This is a genomic window from Pseudomonas sp. Kh14 (assembly GCF_900291005.1).
GTDB classification, from domain to species: Bacteria; Pseudomonadota; Gammaproteobacteria; order Pseudomonadales; family Pseudomonadaceae; genus Aquipseudomonas; species Aquipseudomonas alloputida.
In genome coordinates this window covers 230,225-255,204 of the sequence record NZ_OLKJ01000029.1, presented here as the reverse complement: position 1 = coordinate 255,204, position 24,980 = coordinate 230,225, and the positions used below count along the sequence as shown (strand labels likewise).

General features: G+C 63.6%; 17 protein-coding genes. 10 read left to right on the top strand and 7 right to left on the bottom strand.

The window, feature by feature from the left end; all coding sequences use genetic code 11:
* Positions 1 to 1,644, top strand: a 1,644-nt coding sequence (locus tag FQ668_RS15920) for an acetolactate synthase large subunit (protein ID WP_256677678.1), incomplete at its 5' end; no start/stop codon positions are given.
* Positions 1,645 to 1,848: 204 nt separating this feature from the next.
* Here FQ668_RS15920 and FQ668_RS15915 read toward each other — a convergent pair.
* On the bottom strand, positions 1,849 to 4,392 hold the full coding sequence (locus tag FQ668_RS15915; RefSeq protein ID WP_019437610.1) for an HWE histidine kinase domain-containing protein: 2,544 nt from the start codon (positions 4,390 to 4,392) through the stop codon (positions 1,849 to 1,851).
* A 227-nt stretch (positions 4,393 to 4,619) separates the two neighbouring features.
* On the opposite strand from FQ668_RS15915, the gene FQ668_RS15910 reads away from it, so the two are divergent.
* Complete coding sequence (locus tag FQ668_RS15910) at positions 4,620 to 5,237, top strand: dTMP kinase (RefSeq protein WP_019437611.1); 618 nt, start codon at positions 4,620 to 4,622, stop codon at positions 5,235 to 5,237.
* A 40-nt stretch (positions 5,238 to 5,277) separates the two neighbouring features.
* Here FQ668_RS15910 and FQ668_RS15905 read toward each other — a convergent pair whose 3' ends face one another.
* Positions 5,278 to 5,718, bottom strand: coding sequence for an Lrp/AsnC family transcriptional regulator (locus tag FQ668_RS15905; protein WP_019437612.1), 441 nt, complete (start codon positions 5,716 to 5,718; stop codon positions 5,278 to 5,280).
* Between the two features lie 143 nt (positions 5,719 to 5,861).
* On the opposite strand from FQ668_RS15905, the gene FQ668_RS15900 reads away from it, so the two are divergent.
* A complete protein-coding gene (locus tag FQ668_RS15900) occupies positions 5,862 to 8,909 on the top strand; it encodes an aminotransferase class III-fold pyridoxal phosphate-dependent enzyme (RefSeq protein ID WP_019437613.1) in 3,048 nt (1,015 codons plus the stop codon).
* A 77-nt stretch (positions 8,910 to 8,986) separates the two neighbouring features.
* Here the strand turns inward: FQ668_RS15900 and FQ668_RS15895 are convergent, their stop codons facing one another.
* A complete protein-coding gene (locus FQ668_RS15895) occupies positions 8,987 to 10,111 on the bottom strand; it encodes a mechanosensitive ion channel family protein (RefSeq protein ID WP_019437614.1) in 1,125 nt (374 codons plus the stop codon).
* A 98-nt stretch (positions 10,112 to 10,209) separates the two neighbouring features.
* A complete protein-coding gene (locus FQ668_RS15890; RefSeq protein WP_023389478.1) occupies positions 10,210 to 10,680 on the bottom strand; it encodes a MarR family winged helix-turn-helix transcriptional regulator in 471 nt (156 codons plus the stop codon).
* Between the two features lie 197 nt (positions 10,681 to 10,877).
* Here FQ668_RS15890 and FQ668_RS15885 point away from each other — a divergent pair, with 197 nt between their 5' ends.
* From FQ668_RS15885 to FQ668_RS15865, 5 genes are all read left to right on the top strand, one after another.
* Positions 10,878 to 11,708: a p-hydroxycinnamoyl CoA hydratase/lyase gene (locus FQ668_RS15885; protein WP_010954234.1), complete on the top strand. Its 831-nt coding sequence runs from the start codon at positions 10,878 to 10,880 to the stop codon at positions 11,706 to 11,708.
* A 75-nt stretch (positions 11,709 to 11,783) separates the two neighbouring features.
* Complete coding sequence (locus FQ668_RS15880; RefSeq protein WP_019437616.1) at positions 11,784 to 13,232, top strand: aldehyde dehydrogenase; 1,449 nt, start codon at positions 11,784 to 11,786, stop codon at positions 13,230 to 13,232.
* A gap of 90 nt (positions 13,233 to 13,322) precedes the next feature.
* Entirely contained in the window at positions 13,323 to 15,206 is a 1,884-nt protein-coding gene (locus FQ668_RS15875; RefSeq protein ID WP_019437617.1) for a feruloyl-CoA synthase, read from the top strand.
* Positions 15,203 to 16,444 (top strand): thiolase family protein, encoded by a 1,242-nt coding sequence (locus tag FQ668_RS15870; RefSeq protein WP_019437618.1) that lies wholly within the window; start codon positions 15,203 to 15,205, stop codon positions 16,442 to 16,444. Before FQ668_RS15875 ends, FQ668_RS15870 begins: the two co-directional genes overlap by 4 nt.
* Positions 16,445 to 16,458: 14 nt before the next feature.
* Positions 16,459 to 18,204, top strand: coding sequence for an acyl-CoA dehydrogenase family protein (locus tag FQ668_RS15865; protein WP_019437619.1), 1,746 nt, complete (start codon positions 16,459 to 16,461; stop codon positions 18,202 to 18,204).
* On the opposite strand, the gene FQ668_RS15860 is transcribed toward FQ668_RS15865, so the two are convergent.
* Positions 18,185 to 19,210, bottom strand: a complete 1,026-nt coding sequence (locus FQ668_RS15860) for a formylglycine-generating enzyme family protein (protein WP_023389480.1) — start codon at positions 19,208 to 19,210, stop codon at positions 18,185 to 18,187. The genes FQ668_RS15865 and FQ668_RS15860 overlap by 20 nt on opposite strands.
* Entirely contained in the window at positions 19,207 to 20,868 is a 1,662-nt protein-coding gene (locus tag FQ668_RS15855; protein ID WP_019438197.1) for an arylsulfatase, read from the bottom strand. The genes FQ668_RS15860 and FQ668_RS15855 overlap by 4 nt, the downstream gene beginning before the upstream one ends.
* A gap of 261 nt (positions 20,869 to 21,129) precedes the next feature.
* On the opposite strand from FQ668_RS15855, the gene FQ668_RS15850 reads away from it, so the two are divergent.
* Both FQ668_RS15850 and mhpT read left to right on the top strand, forming a co-directional pair.
* Positions 21,130 to 22,521, top strand: a complete 1,392-nt coding sequence (locus FQ668_RS15850; protein ID WP_012052237.1) for an alginate export family protein — start codon at positions 21,130 to 21,132, stop codon at positions 22,519 to 22,521.
* 34 nt (positions 22,522 to 22,555) lie between these two features.
* Positions 22,556 to 23,797, top strand: coding sequence for a 3-(3-hydroxy-phenyl)propionate transporter MhpT (gene mhpT, locus FQ668_RS15845; protein WP_019438196.1), 1,242 nt, complete (start codon positions 22,556 to 22,558; stop codon positions 23,795 to 23,797).
* A gap of 14 nt (positions 23,798 to 23,811) precedes the next feature.
* On the opposite strand, the gene FQ668_RS15840 is transcribed toward mhpT, so the two are convergent.
* On the bottom strand, positions 23,812 to 24,870 hold the full coding sequence (locus tag FQ668_RS15840; RefSeq protein WP_023389481.1) for a diguanylate cyclase: 1,059 nt from the start codon (positions 24,868 to 24,870) through the stop codon (positions 23,812 to 23,814).
* Between the last annotated feature and the right edge of the window lie 110 nt (positions 24,871 to 24,980).

The window sequence follows — 24,980 nt, the reverse complement described above, 5'->3', positions numbered from 1 at the left end:
AAAGCCAAGGCCGCCGATGTCGTTGTGCAATGCCTGGAAAACGAAGGTGTCGAGTATGTATTCGGCATTCCCGGTGAGGAAAACCTCGACCTGCTCGAATCCCTGCGCAAGTCGAAGATCAAGCTGGTACTGACCCGTCACGAGCAGTCTGCAGGTTTCATGGCTGCCACCTACGGTCGTCTGACCGGCAAGACCGGCGTCAGCCTGTCGACCCTCGGCCCTGGAGCCACCAACCTGGTAACCGCCAGTGCGTACGCCTACCTGGGCGGCATGCCGATGATGATGATCACCGGGCAGAAGCCGATCAAGAAGTCCAAGCAGGGTCGCTTCCAGATCATTGACGTGTGCGGCATGATGGACCCCATCACCAAGTACACCCACCAGTTCGCCTCGGCCGACAACATCCCGGCGCGCATGCGCGAAGCCTTCCGCCTGGCCGAAGAAGAAAAGCCGGGTGCGGTGCACCTGGAGCTGCCGGAAGACATCGCCGCCGAGCAGACCGACGCGCTGCCGATCCCGCGCAGCCTGCACCGCCGCCCGCTGGCCGAGCACGTGGCCATCGAAGCTGCCGTCGAGAAACTGCAGAACGCGCGTAACCCGATTCTGGTGATCGGTGCCGGTGCCAACCGCAAGATGACCGCCAAGGTCCTCAAGCAACTGATCGACAAGACCGGCATCCCGTTCATCACCACCCAAATGGGTAAAGGCGTGGTCGACGAGCGCCACCCGCGCTTCCTCGGCAACGCTGCGCTGTCGTCGGGCGACTTCGTTCACCGCGCCGTCGAAGCCGCCGACCTGATCATCAACATCGGCCACGATGTGATCGAGAAGCCACCGTTCTTCATGGTCCGTGGCGGCACCGAAGTCATCCACATCAACTTCCGCGCTGCCGAAGTCGATGCCGTGTACTTCCCGCAAGTAGAAGTGATCGGCGACATCGCCAACGCCGTATGGCAGATCAGTGAAGCGCTGAACGACACGTCGCACTGGGACTTCACCCGCCTGATGGCCATCCGTGAAGCCAACGAAGCACAGATCGCCGAAGGCGCCGACGACGACCGCTTCCCGGTCTACCCACAGCGCATGGTGGCTGACATCCGTCGTGTACTGCCGTCCGAAGGCATCGTCGCCCTGGACAACGGCATCTACAAGATCTGGTTCGCCCGCAACTACAAAGCGCACAAGCCAAACACCGTGCTGCTGGACAACGCCCTGGCGACCATGGGCGCCGGCCTGCCATCGGCGATGGCTGCGCACCTGGTGCACCCGGACCGCCCGGTAATCTCGGTGTGTGGCGACGGCGGCTTCATGATGAACAGCCAGGAACTGGAAACTGCAGTACGTCTGGGCATGCACATCACCGTGGTGATCCTGCGTGACGACGGTTACGGCATGATCCGCTGGAAGCAGGCCAACATGGGCTTCACCGATTTCGGCCTGGACTACGGCAACCCGGACTTCGTCAAGTATGCCGAAGCCTACGGCGCAAACGGCCACCGCGTGGAAAGCGCCGAAGGCCTGCTGCCGCTGCTGGAGCACTGCATCAAGACCCCGGGTGTGCACGTGATCGACTGCCCGGTCGATTACAGCGAGAACGACCGCATCCTCAACAGCGAGCTGCGTGAGCGCGCCCTGGCGGTGTAAGCCCTGACNCCGGTCGATTACAGCGAGAACGACCGCATCCTCAACAGCGAGCTGCGTGAGCGCGCCCTGGCGGTGTAAGCCCTGACAGGCCGACGCCGTCCTTTTGCCGGCGCGGCCTGGTGCTGCGAAGAGGCCCGTATAGCTGACAGTTATGTGTCGGCTTTACGGGCCTTTTCGTAATACAAGACTGCTGCTGTTTCCCATTCACCCCAGCTCAAGCAGACCTTGCAGGCTGGCCAGAATGGAATTGGCATCATATGGCTTGCGGGTGACGGGTACATGCTGCAAGTGCTCGGGAATGCTGATGCCGTCGCCATAGCCGGTGGCAAAGAGGAACGGGACCTGCCGGCGAACCAGCTCATCCGCTACGGAAATGGATGTTCCGGTGCCCAGGTTGACATCCAGTATTGCCGCATCCGGCTTGTGGCTGCCAAGCAGTTGCATGGCTTCGTCCTCGGAGCTGGCGGTGATCACGTCCTTGATTTGTGCATCGTTGAGAATTTGCTCCAGGCCGACTGCAATCACCAGTTGATCCTCGAGTATCAGTACACACAAGCCCGAGCGCGCTGCAAACGCACCGTTTGCACGGGCCAGAGGCGTGGCCGGGAGAGCGGTTTCTGCCGCTTCGGCTACGGAAAGGTGCTTGGCCGGGATTCTGAAAAAGCCTTGCAGGCCTTCGGGGTGATATTCCACTGCGCTGGTGCCACCCAGGTCGAACGGGATGCTGCGGTCGATCAGCACCGTGCCGAAGCCGCTGCGGCTGGGTGGGCGTACCGTTGGCCCATCACTTTCCCGCCAACTGATGGCACAAGCGTTGGTGGCGTCGATTGCCCAGCTCACCGAAAGCTTGCCGCCGGCCCGCGATAACGCACCGTACTTGGCCGCGTTGGTGGCCAGCTCGTGCAGCACCAGGGCCATGACCGAGTAAGCGCGCGCATCGAGGATGACGTTCGGGCCCAGCAACTCGATCATGCCGGCAGCCGTGCGATAGGGGGAAAGCTCGGCCTCCAGCAGTTTCGCCAGGCGCCCGCCACCGTCACCGCGCACCACCTGGTCATGGGCCAGCGACAAGGCCTGGATACGCCCTTTGAGCGTTGCCACATAGTCCTGCAGGGTCTGGCTTTCCGGGGTCGGATGGGCAACCAGTGCACCAATCAGCGACAGGATGTTCTTGACCCTGTGGTTGAGCTCTTCGTTGAGCATGCGCTGGCGCACCTCAGCTTTGGCGCGTTCACTGGCGAGCAGCTCGCTGTTGTGCAGCACCACCTCGACGATAGCGGTACGGATGGCATCGCCAAACTGGCGGTCCTGCTCGGTCCAGGGTAGCGACTGCTGGTGAACGGTTTCTTTCCAGATGGCGAAGCTTTTGCGTGGCGTCAGGCGGTCGCCCAACGCGCCGCTGTCATAGGTCTTGTTCGGGTCACCGGCCCAGTCGAGTGTCTCGACCACCTCCTTGCGGAAGAAGATCAAGTAATCCCTGGGGTGTTGCGACATCGGGACAATCAGCACACCCGACACATCATTAAAATACGCCTGGGCCGACGGGAGCACTGTCGACAGGCGATTGGACGCCCAGATTCGGCCTTCGCTGACCATGTCTGCCAGACGCAGCAGATCAGGCACGGCCGTTTGGGGCGGCGCCAGCCCTGCGCACGACCAGCGGCCTAGCAGCGACATGCCGATGCCGTCGCAGGGAATCAGCGACATCAACCGGGGCAGGCGTGCGTGGAAGAACCCATCAATGTCCGCCGCCTGGTTGGCGTCGCGCAGCAGGCTGTCCAGCGCTTTGTGGATGCGCACGGCGGCTTCGAGTTTTTGCCGGCTACGCAGGGTCTCGATATGCAGGGAGAAGAACTCACCGAACATCTCGGCGGCCACACGTTGCCCCATGGCCAGCGTGCGCGGTGCGTAGTGATGGCAGGCAATCATTCCCCACAGCTCGCCGTTGACGATGATGGAAATCGACATCGAGGCGCCCACGCCCATGTTGCACAGGTATTCGCAATGGATCGGCGAGACGCTGCGCAGGTGCGCGTAGGACAGGTCGAGCGGTTCGCCCGATGGGTCGAGGACCGGGTTGATGGCGACCGTATTGAATTGGGCGTCGGAGATTACCCGGATCGGGTTGCGAAGGTAGAGCGCGCGGGCCTGCTGGGGGATATCGGAGGCAGGGAAGTACTGGCCCATGAAGCTTTCGAGGTCGCTACGCTTGGACTCGGCAACCACCTTGCCGGCACCGTCGGCTCCCAGCTGGTAGATCATCACCCGGTCGTAACCGAGCACCGCCCGGACAAAGCGGGCGGCGTCGCGGAACAGCTTGCTGGTCTGGTCGATTTCGCGCAGTTGGGCAATCAGCGTGCGCGCCAGTTCAATCGGTTCGGCGATGCTCGCCCCGGCGGGTTCGAATTCGAGGATTGCCGTGCCTTTGTACAAGTGGGCGGCGATGTCGACGGCCTCGCCGTTGGGCAGCGTCACGCCGAAACTGAGCGCGGGACGCGAGGCGTCCCGGGTACGGGCAAGTGCGTTGCGAAGCGTATGCGTTACCTCGTCACCCAGCACCGCGTGCAGTTTCTGACCATTGATATCGCTTGCTACACCCAGCATCTGTGGGGCGTTGACCGAATGGCGCAGCACCACGGTCGCCGAGGCATCACAGGCCAGCAGGCAGCCATGGGGCTGGATGCTCCCGGGAATCTGGATGGGCTCCCGGTCGCAGTTGGTCAGGTTAACGTGGGGGTTGTAGGTCATTGGCCCGTGCCTGTGGGTAAGGGGAGGCGGGCAGCAGGTCCGCCATCGTCCGTCAGCCTAGCAGGCATTGAACGCCTTGGGGATGGCGGGTCGGGCAATGCCGGTCCATTCCCAAGGCAATGCTTTGGTCACCGCATTGGAGTACGGATGTGCTCCCGTCGAGAATCGCTTGAAGGCAGCTGCGATCAATGGTCTTATCCCGCGCTTGAGCCAACTGGTATTGCAAGATGAACCCCCCGCTGTTTATTTCCTTCGATGGGCCCAAGGGTACCGGCAAGACCACGCTGCTGGAGGCCGTCACTCAAGCGTTACGGCTGGACGGGATAAAGGTGATCCGCCTTTGCGAAAGAAAGAATGATCCTCACCGGGGCGAGACCATGGCCCTGGTCAACCATCTTTCCAGAAGCCCTTGCCAGGACCTTGAGTTCAAGGTTTGCGAGCGCTTCGCTGAAAGCCGAGCCTGGATTTCCCGACATGTACTGCCCAGGCAGCCCGCTGACAGCATCATCCTGATTGATCGCTGGTACCCCTCTGACGCTGCGTTTCGCCGTACAGTGCCGTTTGACAAGATCCTGCGCCTGAACCTCGAACGAAACGTGCAAGTGCCCGATTTGCATGTCGGCGTTGTCACGAAGCCTGAAACTTCATGGGCGAGGGCCGCGGCGCGCACGCGTGGGCTGGGCAGTACGGTGATCCATAACCTGGACGAACAGGTTGCCTGTACCGAGGCGTTCGAGCGTGCGGTTGCAGAGCAAGGCTGGGTGCTGTGCCGCAATGAAGGGACCGTCGACGAGGCAACGCGGCAGGTCGTTCGCGAGATTCAGGGCGTGCTTCGACACCTGTGAGGCTAGGGTGAGTATGGCCTATCTACTGCCTCTGCAGGCATCAGGCGCCTTGGCGGTCGATATCACGGCGCAGGACTACCGACGTGGTAATGTCATCCACTGATTCGTGACGTGCCACCTTGTCGCGTACCTGGTTGAGGTCGTCGATCGTTCGGGTCTCCACTTCAACCACCAGGTCGAGCTGACCGCTCACTGACGAAACCCGCCGTACGCGCGCGTCCGTTGCCAACTGGTCGAGCAGCTTCATGGCAGGCGTGCGATGCAACGTCACCAGCAAGATCGCGCGTATCACGTTGGCGTCTATTTCGCCGATGTCAGCGCGATAACCGCGAATGACCCCGCTGCGTTCAAGGTTGGCGACGCGCTCGGTGGTGGCACTTCGGGAAAGGCCTATGCGGCCGGCTAACGCCTTGAGCGCAATGCGCGCGTCCTTCGAAAGTACCTCAAGAATCTCACGATCTTTAGCGTCCAGGTCACGCATTGCAGCCCCTTGATAAGCTTGCCGTCATTATGCCGGTCGGAACCGGCATAATGCCTGTTGCGCCCGACCGTATGCAGGGTGTCCGTTTCGGCGGCGCATGACAAGCTATTGAAAAACAATCAGCGCGCTCGGAACCTGATGATATGACAGACCTTTCCCACCCGGCACCTCGGTTTTCGGCTAGCGATGCAGAGAGCCTTGCAAAAGATTTCTTCGATGTCACCGGCACTGCAACGCCCCTGGATGGGGAGCGTGATCGCAATTACCGCCTGGAGACTGGCGTAGATGCAGGCTGGATACTGAAAATCGTCAATGCCAGCGAGCCTAGGGTAGAAAGCGAGTTTCAAACCGCGCTACTCGATCACCTGGCTGTGCATGGCGCGCATTTGGGCGTACCACACCTGCGGGCCAGCGTGACGGGCGACTACCTGCCGTCTGTGGCCAGCAGCACCGGTGAAAAGCACGCTTTGCGCCTGGTCAGCTGGCTGGCCGGCACGCCACTTGCCAAGGCCAGACGCTCCTTGGCGTTGATGAGAAACTTCGGCCAGGCACTCGGTGAACTTGACCGTGCCCTGCAGGGCTTCATGCACCCGGGCGCAGTCCGCGACCTGGACTGGGACTTACGCCATGCTGCGCGCTCCCGTTCGCGGCTGCACTGCATAAAGGACCCTGATCGCCGGGCTGTTGCCGAACGCTTCATCGCCCGGTTCGAACAGACTGTACAGCCTAAGCTGGCTTCCCTTCGGGCCCAGGTGATCCACAACGATGCCAACGACTGGAACATCCTGGTCGATGCCGAAACGGCCGGTAACGTGACTGGCTTCATCGATTTTGGCGATGCCGTGCACACCGTTCTGATTGCCGAGGTCGCGATCGCCAGCGCGTACGCCATTCTCGACATGGACGATCCGATTGGCGCTGCTGCTGCGCTGGTGGCCGGCTTCCATGAGAAGTACCCGTTGCAAGCGCAAGAGCTTGATGTGCTGTTCAACCTGATAGCCATGCGCTTGGTTATCAGCGTGACGTTCTCCGCTTCCCGGCAGGATCAGACAGACGACAACCCCTACCTGGCGATCAGTGAAGCGCCTGCCTGGCGTCTACTGGAACAGCTCGATTCGATCAACCCACGGTTGGCCACCGGCATTTTGCGCAAGGCCTGTGGTTTCGATGCCATCGAAGGTGCGGGGGAAGTCCGCCGCTGGATTGCCGACAACCACAAGTCGTTTGCCGACCTGGTGCGCCCGTCAGCCGCCATTCTCGACAAGGTTATCGCGCCGTTTGGCGATGCCAGACATGAGATGACCATTGCCTCGGCCCAGCAGCGCCCGGCAGATGCGACGCGGTGGTGGAATGAATTCTCTGCCACGCACAAGGCCCCGCTGGGCATCGGGCCATGGGGCGAGGTACGTGCCGTCTATACCGACAGCGCCTTTGAGTCTCGCTTTATCAAGGGGCAGCACCGGACCCTGCATGTGGGGGTAGATTTGCTGATGCCAGCGGGTACGCCGTTGTACGCACCGATTGCCGGCACCGTCAGAAGCGTCGAGGTTGAGCCAGGCCCGCTGGGTTATGGCGGCCTGGTGATGCTCGAGCATACCCCGCCCGGTTGCCCGCCATTTCTGACGCTGTGGGGGCACATGGCCCACGAGGCGCTCAGCCGTTTGAAGGCCGGTGACAAGCTTGAAGCCGGCGACCTGGTCGGTTACATGGGCGGCGATCACGAGAACGGCGGCTGGATTCCCCACCTGCATCTGCAGGTGGTCACCGATACCCAGTTGCGCACGTGCGAGGTCATTGGCGTGGGTGAGCCAGCGTACCGCGAAGCGTGGGCCGACCTGTTCCCCGATGCCTCGGCCCTGGCCGGTATCCCGCCAGAGACCTACAGCCAGCAGGGCATGCCCAAGGCCCAGATCATTGCCAGGCGCAAGGAACTGCTGCTACCCAACCTGTCCATTTCGTACACCGATCCGATCAAGTTCGTGCGCGGTGATGGCGTATGGCTGATCGACAACTTCGGGCGGGCTTACCTGGACTGTTTCAACAACGTGTGCCACTTGGGCCATAGTCATCCCGACGTGGTCGAAGCCTTGACCCGCCAGGCTGCGCTGCTCAACACCAATACCCGCTACCTGCACGACAACATTGTCGAGTACGCCGAGCGCCTGACCGGCACTTTGCCCGAGGGCCTTTGCGTAGCATCCTTTGGCTGCTCGGGGAGTGAGGCCAACAGCCTGATGCTGCGTATGGCGCGCAACTTCACAGGCAGTGATCAGGCGATCGTGCTGGACTGGGCCTACCACGGCACTACTCAGGAACTGATCGATCTGAGCCCTTACAAGTACAAGCGCAAGGCGGGCAAGGGCAGGGCGGCGCATGTTTACGAGGCCGTGGTCCCGGACAGCTACTACGCCCCCGAGCAATGGCCCGTGGAAGCGCACGGCAAGCGCTTTGCCGAGTCGGTGGCAGAGCAGTTGGATGCCATGCGCAAGGCAGGCAAGCGCCCGGGGTTTTTCATTGCCGAGTCGATCCCGAGCGTGGCGGGGCAGGTGTTTTTGCCCGAACACTACCTCGAGGAGGTGTACGCCATGGTGCGAGCCGAAGGTGGGCTGTGCCTGGCCGATGAGGTTCAGGTCGGGTTTGGCCGGGTCGGCAGCCACTGGTGGGCATTCGAGACCCAGGGCGTGGTCCCGGATGCCGTCAGCATGGGCAAACCCATTGGTAACGGCCACCCGATGTCGGCGGTAGTGACCACGCGCGAGGTTGCCGATGCTTTCAACAACGGCATGGAGTATTTCAATACCTTCGCCGGTAACCCGGTGTCCTGCGCGGTAGGCCTGGCGGTACTCAATGCAATCGAGCGCGACCAGTTGAAAGAAAACGCCTTGAGTGTCGGCCATTACCTGCTCGAGGGCTTGCGCGAGCTTCAGCAGCAATTCGATGTGATTGGCGATGTGCGCGGGTTGGGCCTGTTCCTCGGCATCGTGCTGGTCACTGACCGCAAGTCAAAGGCGCCAGCCACGGCCCTTGCCAGAAAAGTGGCTGATGGTGCCCGGGAGCGCGGCGTGTTGATCGGCACCGAAGGCCCGCATGACCACGTGCTGAAAATGCGGCCTTCGATGATTTTCAGCCGGTCCAATGCGGACTTCCTTCTCGAGGTGCTGAAAGACAGCTTCATCGCGGCGCTGAAATAGCGTTTCAGCGCGGGCAGGGCGTGCGCATGTGCACGCCCTGCGGCGCACCTATCTGACGAACCGGGCAGGTGCCAGCATCAAGCACCTCTGATGCTCAGGCCTTCGCGAGCCTGGCCATGCAGGCCGGAGGCCTCTGGCAATGCCGTGACCTTGATCGCGCGCACCGGCACGGCGAACTTGGCGCCGATTTGCGAGAACCGCTCCAGCAGCCTGAAGTTGATCGCCTGCTGAATGTCCATGTAAAGGTTGTAGCCTGGGTCCTGGACGATGTAGACACACTCGAACTCCAGTGCCTCTTTGCCGAAGCCGCGCAGGTGAGCGCGATCGAAACGCGCCTGCTCCTGGGCCTTGATGGCGTCTTCGACGATGCCTGGCGCTTTCTTCACGGCCTCGGTGGGCGTGTCGTAGGAAAGCCCGAACTCGAACACAATGCGACGTTCTTGCAGGCGCTTGTAATTCTGGATGGTGCTGCTGATCATGCTGGCGTTGGCCATGACGATCTGTTCGCCGCCGAGGCTGCGGATGCGTGTGGTTTTGAGGCCGACGTGCTCAACGGTGCCCGCCAGGGGCCCGATGACGATGAAGTCACCGATCTCGAACGGCTTGTCCACGGCGATCGACAACGAAGCGAACAGGTCGCCAAGGATATTCTGCACAGCCAGCGCCACTGCGATGCCGCCCACGCCCAGGCTGGCGACGAAGGCGGTGATGTTCACCCCCAGGTTCGACAGCATCGCCAGCACTACGACTGACCACAACAGGACCCGCGCGCCCCAGGCCGAAAGGGTTGCCAGTGCGCTGCCCTGGTTCAGACCGTCGGTACGGTGGCGGGCAAAGTAGCGGCTCAGGCCCATGCCTATGGCGCGGTTGGCCCACAGGCCAATCTGCAAGGCAGCGACCACGAACCACAGGCTGCTGACCCTGCTCAGCCAGCGCTCGGGCAGGTCGAGCATGCTCAGGCCTACCAGTAATGAGGCTAGCAACAACAGAACGTTACTGGTGCCGGAAAGCACCTTGGCCATTATCTGGCTCAATGGGCCCTCGTGTTCGGACCAGCGCCGTACCCGGCGCATCAGGAAGCTGATGGTGGCACGGGCGACCAGGAAGATCACGATGGCGACTGTCAGCGCCACCAGCAGATTGAGAATGGAGATGCCGAAAACGGTGGTTTCGGTGAAAAGCGCGATGATGCGGTCGTTCATGAGTACCTCGCCTCTGGGTTGATTTGCCAAGGTGCTTTCTTGGGACGTCAAAGAGGCGCAACAGGTCGATCGGATTTCACCACGCTGGGCTGACTGAGTCAGTCCCGGTAGATTTTCTTCAATAACCGCAACAGTTCAGTCCTTTCGTCATCCGAGAGGTTGGATGTCGCCTGATGATCGCTGTCGGCGGCGATGTGCTTCAACTCCTTCAACAGGGCTTCGCCCGATTTGCTCAGGAAAATCCCATACGAGCGCTTGTCCGGTTTGCACCGCACGCGCACGGCCAGCGCGCGCTCTTCCAATTTGTTCAGCATTGGCACGACTTGCGGGGGTTCGATTGCCAACGCACGTGCCAGGTCGGCCTGCATCAGCCCGGGGTTCTGGTCGATGATCGCCAGGGCGGAAAATTGTGCCGGGCGCAGGTCACGGGCCGAGAGCCGGGCAATAAGGTTCTGAAACAGCTTCAATTGCGCGCGTCGCAAGGCGTAGCCGATCAAGTCTTCAAGCACCCCTTCTCCCACAGGAGCAGCCACGCAAGCGTCGTCGGTACTACGGGCAGACCTAGCCATCAGGGTTCATGCTCCTCGATCATGGGTAATAAAGTTACCTATTTTGCCTGTCCTTATGCGATTCGGCTAGAGAGGCTTTGGAAAAAGGCAGCGCGCCTACCCATGGGTTAAAGATAAATTTGTTAATGGTTAATTGACATAACTAATTTGACCCGTTAGCGTGGCCCCATCACCTCGAACAACAAGAGTGCAGAACCATGAGCAAATATGAAGGCCGCTGGACCACCGTGAAGGTCGAACTGGAAGCGGGCATCGCCTGGGTGACCCTCAATCGCCCGGAAAAACGCAATGCCATGAGCCCCACCCTGAACCGGGAAATGGTCGACGTGCTGGAAACCCTCGAACAGGACGCTGACGCTGGCGTGCTGGTATTGACCGGTGCCGGCGAGTCCTGGACCGCCGGCATGGACCTGAAGGAGTACTTCCGCGAGGTGGACGCCGGCCCGGAAATCCTCCAGGAAAAGATTCGTCGCGAAGCCTCGCAATGGCAATGGAAGTTGCTGCGTCTGTATGCCAAACCGACCATCGCCATGGTCAACGGCTGGTGCTTCGGCGGCGGCTTCAGCCCACTGGTGGCATGCGACCTGGCGATCTGCGCCAACGAAGCGACCTTCGGCCTGTCGGAAATCAACTGGGGCATCCCGCCTGGCAATCTGGTCAGCAAGGCCATGGCCGATACCGTTGGCCATCGTCAGTCGCTGTACTACATCATGACCGGCAAGACCTTCGATGGTCGCAAGGCTGCCGAGATGGGCCTGGTGAACGACAGTGTGCCGCTGGCCGAGCTGCGTGAAACCACCCGCGAGTTGGCGCTGAACCTGCTGGAAAAGAACCCGGTGGTGCTGCGCGCCGCGAAGAATGGCTTCAAGCGCTGCCGCGAGCTGACCTGGGAACAGAACGAAGACTACCTCTACGCCAAGCTCGACCAGTCGCGCCTGCTGGACACTACTGGCGGCCGCGAGCAGGGCATGAAGCAGTTCCTCGACGACAAGAGCATCAAGCCAGGCCTGCAGGCCTACAAGCGCTGAGTCGCACCGCGGGCGACGGTGTGCCGCGCCAAAGCCCGCGGGTATTTCTCTATAACGACAACAAGAGGAATGAGCATGTTGCAGGTGCCTTTGCTGATTGGCGGGCAGTCGCGCCCCGCCAGCGATGGACGAACCTTCGAGCGCTGTAACCCGGTGACTGGCGAGGTGGTGTCGCAGGCTGCCGCCGCCACACTGGCCGATGCCGATGCCGCGGTGGCTGCTGCCAGCGCGGCGTTTCCGGCCTGGGCCGCCCTGGCACCGGGCGAGCGGCGCAGCCGCTTGCTGGCAGGCGCTGATCTGTTGCAGGCGAGGGCCGCCGAGTTCATCGCCGCCGCCGGTGAAACCGGGGCCATGGCCAACTGGTATGGCTTCAACGTGAAGTTGGCCGCCAACATGCTGCGCGAGGCTGCAGCCATGACCACGCAGATCACCGGTGAAGTGATCCCCTCGGACGTTCCCGGCAGCTTCGCAATGGCCCTGCGCGCGCCCTGCGGCGTGGTGTTGGGCATCGCACCGTGGAACGCCCCGGTGATACTGGCCACGCGTGCCATTGCCATGCCGCTGGCCTGCGGCAATACAGTGGTGCTCAAGGCCTCGGAGCTGAGCCCGGCGGTCCATCGGCTGATCGGCCAGGTGCTGCACGATGCAGGCATCGGCGACGGCGTGGTCAATGTCATCAGCAATGCGCCGCAGGATGCCCCGGCCATCGTCGAGCGGCTGATCGCCAACCCTGCGGTACGCCGGGTCAACTTCACCGGTTCGACGCACGTCGGGCGCATCGTCGGCGAACTGGCGGCCCGCCACCTCAAGCCGGCCCTGCTCGAACTGGGCGGCAAGGCGCCTTTGCTGGTGCTCGACGATGCCGACCTGGACGCCACGGTCGAAGCGGCGGCCTTCGGTGCCTACTTCAATCAGGGGCAGATCTGCATGTCCACCGAGCGCCTTGTGGTGGACAGCCGTATTGCCGACGCCTTCGTCGACAAGCTGGCGGCGAAGATCGCCGGGCTGCGTGCAGGTGATCCGCAAGCCAGCACCTCGGTGCTCGGCTCGCTGGTCAGCGCAGCGGCCGGCGAGCGCATCAAGGCACTGATCGACGATGCCGTGGCCAAGGGCGCGCGCCTGGTCAGCGGCGGCCAGCTGGAAGGCAGCATCCTGCAACCGACCTTGCTCGACAACGTCGATGCCAGCATGCGCCTGTACCGCGAGGAGTCCTTCGGCCCGGTGGCGGTGGTACTGCGCGCCGAAGGCGACGAAGCCTTGCTGCAGCTGGCCAACGACTCGGAGTTCGGTCTGTCATCGGCCATTTTCAGCCGCGACACCAGCCGCGCCCTGGCCTTGGCTCAACGGGTGGAGTCGGGTATCTGCCATATCAACGGGCCGACCGTTCACGATGAAGCGCAGATGCCGTTTGGCGGGGTCAAGTCCAGCGGCTATGGCAGCTTCGGCAGCCGCACGGCCATCGATCAGTTCACCCAGTTGCGCTGGGTCACCCTCCAGCAAGGTCCGCGTCACTATCCCATCTAGCCGCGGCAGGCCCAGGCCACCGGCAAGATGACCGCCGCCCGTCATTTCGGGCGGCGGCAGGATGTACAACAAGAACAAGGAGCAACCTGCGTGAATAACGAAGCCCGCTCAGGGTCGACCGACCCTGGCCAACGTCCGCGCTACCGCCAGGTGGCCATCGGGCATCCCCAGGTGCAGGTCAGCCACGTCGACGACGTGCTGCGCATGCAACCTGTCGAGCCACTGGCGCCGCTGCCGGCGCGCCTGCTCGAGCGCCTGGTGCATTGGGCCCAGGTGCGCCCGGACACCACTTTCATCGCGGCACGCCAGGCAGACGGTGCCTGGCGTTCGATCAGCTACGTGCAGATGCTCGCCGATGTGCGCACCATCGCCGCCAACTTGCTAGGACTGGGCCTCAGTGCCGAGCGCCCGCTGGCGCTGCTTTCCGGCAACGACATCGAACACCTGCAAATCGCCCTCGGCGCCATGTATGCCGGTATTGCCTATTGCCCGGTGTCGCCGGCCTACGCGCTGTTGTCGCAAGACTTCGCCAAGTTGCGCCATGTCTGCGAGGTGCTCACCCCCGGAGTGGTCTTCGTCAGCGACAGCCAGCCGTTCCAGCGCGCCTTCGAGGCGGTGCTGAACGATTTGGTCGGCGTGATCAGCGTGCGTGGCCAGGTCGCAGGTCGCCCCCATATAAGCTTCGACAGCCTGCTACAACCGGGTGACCTGGCGGCGGCCGATGCGGCTTTCGCCGCCACCGGGCCGGACACCATCGCCAAATTCCTCTTCACCTCGGGCTCGACCAAGCTGCCCAAGGCGGTGATCACCACCCAGCGCATGCTGTGCGCCAATCAGCAGATGCTTCTGCAGACTTTTCCGACGTTCGCCGAGGAGCCGCCGGTGCTGGTGGACTGGCTGCCGTGGAACCACACGTTCGGCGGTAGCCACAACCTCGGCATCGTGCTTTACAACGGGGGCAGTTTCTACCTGGACGCCGGCAAGCCGACCCCGCAAGGCTTCGCCGAGACCTTGCGCAATCTGCGCGAGATTTCCCCCACGGCCTACCTCACCGTACCCAAGGGCTGGGAGGAACTGGTCAAGGCACTGGAGCAGGACCCCGCGCTGCGCGAGGTGTTCTTTGCCCGCATCAAGCTGTTCTTCTTTGCCGCCGCAGGCCTGTCGCAAAGCGTCTGGGACCGGCTGGACCGCATAGCCGAGCAACACTGCGGCGAACGCATCCGCATGATGGCCGGCCTTGGCATGACCGAAGCCTCGCCATCGTGCACCTTCACCACCGGGCCGTTGTCGATGGCCGGCTATGTCGGGCTGCCGGCACCTGGCTGCGAAGTGAAGCTGGTGCCTGTGGGTGACAAGCTTGAGGCGCGCTTCCGTGGCCCGCATATCATGCCGGGCTACTGGCGCTCGCCGCAGCAGACCGCCGAGGCGTTCGACGAGGAGGGTTTCTACTGTTCGGGCGACGCGTTGAAGCTGGCCGATGCCAGGCAGCCCGAGCTTGGCCTGATGTTCGATGGCCGTATCGCTGAGGACTTCAAACTTTCGTCCGGGGTATTCGTCAGTGTCGGGCCGCTGCGCAACCGCGCAGTGCTGGAGGGCTCGCCTTACGTACAGGACATCGTGGTCACTGCGCCGGACCGTGAATGCCTGGGCCTGCTGGTTTTCCCGCGTCTGCCCGAGTGTCGGCGCCTGGCCGGGCCGGCAGAGGATGCCAGCGATGCGCAGGTGCTGGCCAACGACACCGTGCGCAGTTGGTTCGCTGACTGGCTGGAGCGCTTGAACCGCGATGCCCAGGGCAACGCCAGCCGTATCGAATGGCTGTCGCTGCTGGCCGAGCCGCCGTCGATCGACGCCGGTGAAATCACCGACAAGGGCTCGATCAATCAGCGCGCCGTGCTGCAGCGGCGCGCCGCTCAGGTCGAGGCGCTGTACCGTGGCGAAGACCCCGACGCATTGCACGCCAAGGTGCGGCCTTGAGTGCGGCCGGGCTGTGCACCGTCTTCGAGGACACGGCCATCGTCCAGATGGTGCGCACGCCCTGGGTCGACCTGGGTGGCGCATTGGCCGCGATCTCGCCCATCGACCTGGGCATTCAGGCCGGCCGCGCGGTGCTGGCACGTGCAGCTGCCGCCCCTCAGGCGGTAGACAGCGTGCTCGCCGGCAGCATGGCCCAGGCCAGCTTCGACGCCTACATGCTGCCACGCCATGTCGGCCTCTACTGTGGCGTGCCGCAGTCGGTACCGGCACTGGCGGTGCAGCGCATCTGTGGCACGGGCCTTGAACTGTTGCGTCAGGCCGGTGAACAGCTGCGCAGTGGCGCCCGCCAGGTGCTGTGCGTGGGCGCGGAGTCGATGTCGCGCAATCCGATCGCGGCCTATGAACACCGGGGCGGTTTTCGCCTGGGGGCGCCGGTCGGGTTCAAGGACTTTCTCTGGGAAGCCCTGTACGACCCGGCTGCCGGCGTGGACATGATCGGTACTGCGGAAAACCTGGCCCGTGCCTATGGCCTCGCTCGTGAAACGGTGGACGCGTGGGCCCTGCGCAGCCATCAGCGGGCCCTGCAAGCCCAGGCGCAGGGCTGGTTCGACGAGGAAATCGTCAGCGTCACCGCGCAGGCACTGGAGGCAGAAGGCTGCCAGCCACGCGGCATTGGATTGCCGCGTGGCGTGAGTGAGGTCAGCCAGGACAGCCACCCGAGGCCTACCGATGCCGCCGCACTGTCTCGGCTGCGCCCGGTGCACGCCGGTGGCGTGCAGACGGCTGGCAACAGTTGCGCGGTGGTCGATGGCGCGGCGGCAGCCTTGGTCACGCGCTACTCCGATTGCACTCATTCGCCTTTGGCGCGCTTGCTGATGGCCACGGCTGTTGGCGTGCCGCCCGGCCTCATGGGCATCGGGCCGGCGCCAGCCATTACCTTGCTGCTCGAGCGCAGCGGCCTGCGCCTGGAGCAGATCGACCGCCTGGAAATCAACGAGGCCCAGGCCGCCCAAGTGCTGGCGGTGGCCCAGGCGCTCGAACTCGATGTGGACAAGCTCAATGTCCATGGCGGCGCTATCGCCCTTGGTCACCCATTGGCCGCTACAGGCCTGCGCCTGGTCCACACCTTGGCCCGTCAATTGCGCGACGGCAACTTGCGCTATGGCATCGCAGCGGCATGCATCGGCGGTGGCCAAGGCATGGCGCTGCTGATCGAAAACCCTCATTTCGTTGCCTGACCCGGAGGTATCCGATGACCTGGAAGGCGCCCCTGCGCGACATGCAGTTCGTCCTGCAACACTGGCTGCGGGCCGATCAGGCCTGGGCGCAATTACCGGCATATGCCGACGTCGACCTCGACCTGGCGGCCCAGGTACTGGAAGAGGCGGCCCGTTTCTGCGAGCAGGTGCTGGCCCCTTTGAACAGTTCGGGCGATCGCCAGGGCTGCCAGATGGAGGGCGGGGAGGTACGCACCCCGGACGGATTCCCGGCGGCTTATCGCGCCTATGTCGACGGTGGCTGGCCGTCGCTGGCATGCGCCCCGGCGCTTGGCGGCCAAGGGCTGCCGTTAGTGCTGGAGGCGGCCTTGCAAGAGATGCTGTTCGGCAGCAACCACGGCTGGGCCATGTACACCGGCATTGCTCACGGTGCCTACCTGTGCCTGAAAGCCCATGCATCCGCCGAGCTGCAGGCGCGCTATCTGCCGGGCATCGTCAGTGGTGCCACCCTGCCTACCATGTGCCTGACCGAACCCCAGGCCGGCAGCGATCTAAGCCTGTTGCGCTGCCGCGCCGTGCCCCTGGGCGACGGTGGCTACGCGGTCAGTGGCAACAAGCTGTTCATCTCTGGCGGCGAACACGACCTGACCCGCGACATACTCCACCTGGTGTTGGCCCGGTTGCCGGATGCGCCGCCCGGCAACCGCGGGCTCTCGCTGTTGCTGGTGCCGAAATGGCTGGAGGATGGCCAGCGCAATACACTGTACTGCGACGGCCTGGAACATAAGCTGGGCATCCGTGGCAGCGCCACCTGCGCACTGCGCCTGGAGGGGGCCCGGGGCTGGTTGATAGGCCAGCCCCATGGCGGCCTGGCGGCGATGTTCGTGATGATGAATTCCGCGCGGCTGCATGTTGGCCTGCAAGGGCTGGGGCATGCCGAGGCCGCCTGGCAACAGGCCCGCGACTATGCCCTGGAGCGGCGCCAGATGACTGCCCCGGGGCGGGCCAAGGGGGGCGCCCAGGGCGCCGACCCGATCCACCTGCACCCGGCCATGCGTCGGGTCTTGCTGGAGTTGCGGGTGCGTACCGAGGGGATGCGCGCGCTGGCCTACTGGACGGCCCAGTGGCTGGATATCGCCGTCGCCGCCGTCGAGCCTGCACAACGGGCGAAGGCCGCGACATTGGCGGCGCTGCTGACCCCCATCGTCAAGGCGGCCTTCACCGAGCAGGGGTTCATCCTGGCAAGCAAGGCCTTGCAGGTGTTGGGTGGCTATGGCTACACCCAGGAGTTTGCCATCGAGCAGACCTTGCGCGACAGCCGCATCGCGATGATCTACGAAGGCACCAACGAAATACAGGCCAACGACCTGATGCTGCGCAAGGTATTGGGCGATGGGGGGGAAGGTTTCGCCCTGCTGTTGGGTGAGTTGCGTACCGAGGCCGCTGCGGACGCTGGTGCAGCCGCCACCGCGTTGGGCAGCGCGTGCGACACGCTGGAGGCAGTGCTGGCCAAGGTGCTGTCGATGACCGCGGGCGATCCCGAATTTCCGTACCGCGCCGCAGGCGACTTCCTGCAGTTGTGCGCAACGGTGCTGCAGGCCTTCGCCTGGGCCCGCAGCGCGCGCTGCATCCAGGCGTTGCCAGTGGGGTCGGCGCAGCGCCGGGAAAAGCAGGAAAGCGTTGGATTCTTCCTCGGCTACCTGCTGCCCGACCTCGACCGGCAGGTGGCGGCCATCGACGCGGCCGCCACGCCGTTGCCATTCATTGCCGAATCGTTCTGAAACCCACGTGCGAGGTCGTCATGAACACCGGCTGCGGCTGGCGTGCCGAGGGGCGGTAGCGCATGCAGCGGTCCGCCGAACACAGGTGCGAGCCGCCTTTGATTACCGCCACCGGCACGCCGGGGTCTGCCGGGTCGAAGCTGTCACTCAGGGCCGGGCCTGAGGGGTCGAGCTTGGCGTCGCGCTGTGCGTCATGGCCTGGCCGATAGCCCGTGCGAGTCAGCTCCCAGACATTGCCGCCGGCATCGAACAGGCCAAAGCCGTTGGCCGGGAAGCAGCCCACGGGTGATGTACCGGTAAAACCATCCTTCGCCGCATTGCGATAAGGGAACTGACCCTGCCAGGTATTGGCCATGAGCTTGCCCTTGGGCTGCTCGGTGGTACCCCAGCTGAAGTCGGCATCGGTCAGGCCGCCGCGCATGGCGTATTCCAGCTGCGCCTCGCTGGGCAGTTCGCGGCCTGCCCAGCGGGCATAGGCCTGGGCATCTTCCAGGGCGATCTGCACCACCGGATGATTGTCCAGCCCGGCCAGGCTGCTGCCCGGCCCTTGCGGGTGTCGCCAGTTGGCGCCGGGCACGAACTGCCAGCCGGGGCTGAGCTCGTCCGCACCCTGATGAAACACCATCGCACCCGGTACCCGCAGCGCGTCGGGCAGGGCAGGGTCGTCCTCGATACGGGTACCCCGCTCGGCATGGGTGACATACCCGGTGGCCTTGACGAAGCGCGCGAACTGGGCGTTGGTGACCGGATGCACGTCAATCCAGAAGCCGGACACCTTGGCGGGGTGAGGCGGGCCTTCTTCGTCGTAAAAGCGGCTTGAACCAAAGCTGAACTCGCCGCCAGGCACGTGCACCATGCCGTCCCGCCAAGGGCCTTGGCGCTGCGCGGGCAGGCCGCTGTAGCCCGTGCACAGCAGCGCCGGCGCCGGGGCTTGCGGCCACACGGCATAGGCGGCGGCGAGCAGGCCGGCGGCGAGTGCTGCGCAGCCGGCTGCCCGGGCGATCATTGCTGCTTGACCAGGATCGGGCTGGCCGGACGGCCGTCGGCATCGACCGCGATGTTGCCGCGTTGGGCATAAGCCTTCCAGTCGCGCAGCATCAGCGCAACCTGCTCGGGGTGCCCTGCGCCGATGTCGTGGTGCTCGCCAGGGTCCTTGCGCAGGTCATACAAGTGCCAGCTTGGCTTGCTGTCGGTGGCATCCCACACCAACTTCAGCGGGCCCTTGCGCAACGAGGCGCTGCCGTTGATTTCCCACCCCAGGGCTTCGTCATGGGCGTGGATCTGGCTGTCCTTGCCTTGCAGGTAGTTCAGCGCCGATGTGCCTTGCGGCGGCACGATATCGCGGTCGCGGTACTTGACGCCGGGCATCGGCGCACCGGCCAATTGCAGCAGGGTCGGCATGATGTCGCGGACGCTGGCCAGCTCTTCGCTGCGGCCGGCCTTGATGGTGGCCGGGTAGTAGACGAAGGCCGGTACGCGGATGCCGCCCTGGTAGGTGGTCATCTTGTAGCGACGGCTGGGCAGGGCGCTGACCTGGGCCCAGGCCGAGCCGATCATCTGGAACGAATCGCGGCGGCCGTAGTTGTCCAGGCGGTTATCGAAGTTTGCCTTGATCCACTCGGGGTCGACACGGGTGGCGTTCTCCGGACCGTTGTCGGACATGAACAGGATCATCGTGTTTTCCAGCTCGCCGGTCTTGCGCAGGTGTTCCACCAGGCGCCCCACCTCGGCGTCCAGCGCCGTGACCATGGCGGCGTATACCTCCATGGTGCGGGCGGACTGGCTTTTTTGTTCATCGCTCAGCGATGCCCAGCTCGGCACGCCTTCCAGTTGTGCTTGCAGGGGGAAGTCGGCGGGCACCAGGCCGGCTTCGCGCTGGCGCTTCAGGCGCTCGTGGGCGATGACTTCGTAGCCTTGGTCGTAGCGGCCTCGGTACTGCGCCAGGTACGCATCCGGCGCCTGCAGCGGCCAGTGCGGCGCGGTGTAGGCGGCAAAGGCGAAGAACGGTTTGTTGCTGGCCTTGCCTTGGTCGATCGCGTCGATCAGGCGGTCGGTGTACCAGGTGGTGGAATAGAAGTCGTCGGGCAGCGCGATCGGCTCGCCATTGTGGCGATAGGTGGCGCTGTAGTTCGACTGCAGGTCCATGTTGGCCTGCTTGAAGTGCGCCGCGCCGCCTTCGAGCAGCACGTAGGCCTGGTCGAAGCCGCGGTTGTGTGGCTGCTGGGCCGGTTGCATGCCCAGGTGCCATTTGCCGGCGATGTAGGTGCGGTAGCCGGCGTCGTGCAGCAGTTCGGCGAGGGTCGCGACATTGGCACCGAGCACGCCTTCGTAGCCGGCGCGTACCTCTGCGCCGGCCGGCAGGCGCTTGCGCGTCTCCGACATCATGCCCAGCCCGACCAGGTGTGGATCGTTGCCGGACATCAGCATCGCCCGCGTCGGCGAGCAACTGGGCGCGGCGTGGAAATCGAGCATCAGGCGGCCGTCGGCCAACAGTTTGTCCAGGTTGGGCGTCTGGATTTCGCTGCCCAGGGCCGACAGGTCGGAGAAACCGAGGTCATCAGCGACCACCAGCAGAATGTTTGGTTGTTTAACGGTTGGTGCGGCCATGGCGCTGGCACCGAGCATGAGCACGCCGAGGGCGGCAAGGGGGCGGAGGCAATTCATGGGGGGACTCTTGTTTTTGTAATGGACTCGAATTTTGCGCATGGCCTCTGAATAGACAGCACGCCACTGGATTCTAGCGACGGATGAATGAATGTCGCAGCCGCTCGCTGCAGAAGTGTGCGATTAGCGAACGCTTGATGCTGATCATTCCTTGTACACGGCAAAACGCTATTGACGGCGCATATGGTTAACAAAAATAATCATTAACAGAGTTATCCAGTTTGTAAGAACAATTATAAAAACAAGTGAAGGGAAATTCTGATGATCAAGCCGTTGAACGGGGTATGCCTGCCCCTCATGGTGCTTTCGCTGTGCCAGTCCGCCTACGCGGCCAGCCCGCTTGAAGAGAGCCGGCCGGGGAGGCCAGGGGCCCCTCGCTGGATCGAGGACTACCGCTTTCTCGACGACCCCGCCAAGGCCACTGCCCCCTTCGATGGCCTGCGCTACCATCGGCTGTCAGAGTCGGCCTGGCTGCAACTCGGGGCTGAGGCCCGCTACCGGGCCGATGCTTCGGACAAACCCTTCTTTGGTCTGCGCGGGCTGAACGACGATTCCTATCTGCAGCAACGGCTGCAGGCCCATGCCGACCTGCACCTGTTCGACGATGCCGTGCGTACCTTCGTCCAGGTCGAGAATACCCGTGCCTTTGGCAAGGACTTGTACTCGCCCAATGATGAAAGCCGCAATGAAGTGCGACAGGCCTTCGTCGATTTCAACCACGATTTCGCCGCCGGGCGCTATACCACACGCGTAGGTCGCCAGGAGATGGGCTTCGGCGACCAGGTGTTGGTCACCTACCGCGACGCGCCGAATATCCGCCTGAGCTTCGACGGCGTGCGCGCCAGCCTCAACCTCAAGGACGGACGCAAGCTGGATGCATTCGCTGTGCGCCCGCTGAAAACCGGTGAAGACAGTTGGGACGACGGCAGCAACAACAACATCAAATTCTACGGCCTTTACGGCACCTTGCCGCTGTCGGCGTCGTGGAACATGGACCTGCTAGCCTTTGGCCTGGAAACCGACGACCGCAGTCTGGCCGGCGAGTCGGGTGACGAGCAGCGCTACACTTTCGGCACGCGGCTGTTCGGCCGCCATCAGGCACTGGACTGGAGCTGGAACCTCGTCGGGCAGACCGGCCACCTGGGCAACGCGTCGATCCGCGCCTGGGCGCTGTCGAGCGACAGCGGCTTCACCTTCACCCACCCCTGGCAACCGCGCCTGGCCATGCGCATCGATGCCGCAAGCGGCGACAGTGACCTGGGCGACGGAAAAGTCGGCACCTTCGACCCGCTTTACCCGCGCAATGGTGTCTATGGCGAAGCCAGCCTCACCACCCTGAGCAACATCATCGTGGTGGGGCCGACCTTCGGCTTCTCGCCCTGGCGCACGCTGCGCATCGAGCCCGGCATCTTCGAAGTGTGGAAACAGCGTGAGGAAGACGGCGTGTACATGCCCGGTATGAGCATGTTGGCCAACACCCGCGGCACGGGCCGCCATGTCGGTACCATCTACCGCGCCAGCACGCGCTGGCTTGCCACTCCCAACCTGACCCTGGACCTTGACCTGAAGTACTACGACGTGGGCACGGCCATCAAGGAGGCTGGCGGCGAAGATTCGTCGTTTGTCTCAGTACGCGCCACGTTCCGCCTTTGACCACTCGACCGATAACAACAACAGAGGGCCACACATGCATCATTCATCCGCGTCATCGGGCAAGGCCGTGCTCACCATCGGCTTGTGTTTTCTCGTTGCCTTGCTGGAAGGGCTGGACCTGCAGGCCACCGGCATTGCCGCGCCGCACATGGCCAAGGCATTCAACCTGACCCCTGCCATGCTCGGTTGGGTATTCAGTGCCGGGTTGCTGGGGTTGCTGCCCGGCGCGCTGATCGGCGGTTGGCTGGCAGACCGCTTTGGCCGCAAAGCGATCCTGATCGTGGCGGTGCTGCTGTTTGGCGGCTTCTCGCTAGGGACCGCCCATGCCCAGACCTACGATTCGCTGTTGATCGCGCGGCTGATGACAGGGCTCGGGCTGGGGGCGGCGTTGCCAATCCTGATCGCACTGGCCAGCGAGGCGGCGCCTGAGCGTCTGCGGAGCACGGCGGTCAGCCTGACTTACTGTGGTGTGCCGCTGGGCGGGGCGGTTGCGTCGCTGATCGGCATGGCCGGCGTGGGCGACGGTTGGCGTACGGTGTTCTACGTCGGCGGCATCGCACCGATCGTGATCGCCTTCGTGCTGATGATCTGGCTGAAAGAGTCCCAGGCATTCCGTGCCCAAGGCGTTGCCAAGGCTGGCAGTGAAGGTGTGCTTACCCAACTGTTCGGGCCGCAGCAGGCAAGCCGCACGCTGTTGCTGTGGGTGGCATGTTTCTTCACCCTGACAGTGTTGTACATGTTGCTCAACTGGCTGCCGTCGCTGTTGATCGGCCAAGGCTTCAGCCGACCGCAGGCGGGCGCCGTGCAGATCCTGTTCAACCTGGGTGGGGCGGCTGGATCGTTCCTGACCGGTCGGATGATGGACCGCGGGTTTGCCGGGCGGGCGGTATTGATCGCCTACGCCGGCATGCTGGCTTCGTTGGCGGGGCTGGGGCTGTCGAGCAGTTTCGGGCTGATGTTGCTGGCCGGGTTCACTGCAGGGTATTGCGCCATTGGTGGCCAGTTGGTGCTGTACGCGCTGGCGCCGACGCTGTATTCGACCCAGGTGCGCGCAACGGGCTTGGGCGCTTCGGTGGCGGTGGGGCGCCTGGGTTCCATGGCCGGTCCTCTGGCGGCCGGGCAGATCCTTGCAGCAGGTGCAGGTGCGGGGGGGCTGCTGATGGCCGCGGCTCCAGGCCTGGTGCTCGCGGCGTTGGCGGCACGTGCGCTGCTGAAACACCGAACCCGCACGCAACGCCCGGAGCCGGGTGAGGCTGCGGCTCAGGACCCTGCATAGCGCTTCCTTGGGGGCTAGTGCTGCTTGCGCAATGCCTCCTGCTCCGGTTCGGCGACCGTGACCCGGTTACGGCCCGATACCTTGGAAAGGTACATGGCGCTGTCTGCACTGCTGAGCAAGGCGCCGAGCTCAGTGGCAGGGGCCTTGGCGAACGCTAAACCTATGCTTGCGGTGACCGGGTGTTGCTCATTCACACACAGTTTGGCTATCCGGGCCCGCAGGCGCTCGGCAACCTCAATCGCCGTGTCTGGCGGCGTATTGGGCAGCAGGATGGCGAACTCCTCGCCGCCCAGCCTGCCGGCAATGTCGTTGTCACGCAGGCTGGCACTGATCGCTGCACCGATGCGCTGCAGCACCTGGTCGCCAGCGGCATGCCCGAACGTGTCGTTGATCTGTTTGAAATGGTCGACGTCCAGCATCAACACGGCCATGAATGCACCTGCGTCCTTGCACTGGGCGTGTTGCGTCGACGCGTTGTCGAAAAAAGCACGTCGGTTGTTCAGGCCAGTCAGTTCGTCCGTGCACGAGGCCACCATGGCCAGCCGATGCGCGCGTTGCATTTCGTGTTTCAGGCGCCAGGCCGTCGTCAATGCCGAGGACAGGCTTCGCGTCGCGCTGACCACGAACCAGGCGAACACCAGCACCGCCAAGGCTATCCCTTGTTGCAGCGTGGAAGGTTGCAGCAGTAGCCAGCCCGTAGAAGGCAGCAAGACCAGGCCCATCGACACCAGGGTCATGTTGCGGTAGGAGGAGTAGCATGACACCGCGCTGACAGACATGCCGACGGCAAACAGCATGATCAGCGTCTGCCCCAGCGCGTCGTCTGCGGGCATTACGGCAAAGGCGCCCCAACCCCAGATAGCCGCCGACAGCATCAGCGTGACCCAGTAACGCCATTCCCAGCGTTCGGCCGTGCGCTGGTTGGCGGGTGCTCGCAGATAGGCGAAGAACATGGCGCTACGCACGCCGGTCGACAGGCCCAATACCGTCATCCAGACCATGACCCTTTGCTGGTCGAAACGCTCCCAGCCTAACCAGCACAGCATTACGGCGGCCAGGAAGCTGCCAAGCACAGCGGGCGCTGACTGAACAAACAGCTGTTCGAGCCGATCCCTCCGTACGGAGTGCGCTATTTCATCGCGGGGATCAAGGTTTGTCATGGCTGGTGCCGCCACTCGTGACC